This window comes from Pseudomonas sp. Pseusp97 (assembly GCF_047304025.1).
GTDB lineage: Bacteria > Pseudomonadota > Gammaproteobacteria > Pseudomonadales > Pseudomonadaceae > Pseudomonas.
This window is the reverse complement of the sequence record NZ_JBGLYK010000603.1, coordinates 1-240: the sequence shown is the minus strand read 5'-3', so window position 1 is coordinate 240 and position 240 is coordinate 1. Positions and strand designations below refer to the sequence as shown.

The following is a 240-nucleotide window of genomic DNA, read 5'->3' as shown; positions in this document are numbered from 1 at the left end:
CTGCAGCAGCGACCTCTGCCGGCGAGTGGTCACCACCATCGTGCGGGGCGCTTCGCTATGAGCGGCGTATCCCGACAGCGGGGCTTTACCCTGGTTGAGATGATGATCGCCGTGACCATCAGCCTGCTGATCATGGTCGCGGTTCTGAAGCTATAACTGAACCTGCGCCGCACCCGCGACGACATTGCCCATAACAATGCGCTGATCGAGAACGGGCGCTTTGGTGTAGGACTGGAGCAG

The 240-nt window shown here is 60.8% G+C and carries 1 protein-coding gene; it reads left to right on the top strand.

The features are described 5' to 3' along the window. The first annotated feature begins 57 nt into the window (after positions 1-57). Positions 58-156: a prepilin-type N-terminal cleavage/methylation domain-containing protein gene (locus ACCC94_RS30495; RefSeq protein WP_413353271.1), complete on the top strand. Its 99-nt coding sequence runs from the start codon at positions 58-60 to the stop codon at positions 154-156. The last annotated feature ends 84 nt before the right edge of the window (positions 157-240 follow it).

What these genes read in the sequence shown, in the direction of transcription:
- ACCC94_RS30495 (WP_413353271.1), top strand. Translation starts at nt 58, where the DNA reads ATGAGCGGCGTATCCCGACAGCGGGGCTTTACCCTGGTTGAGATGATG.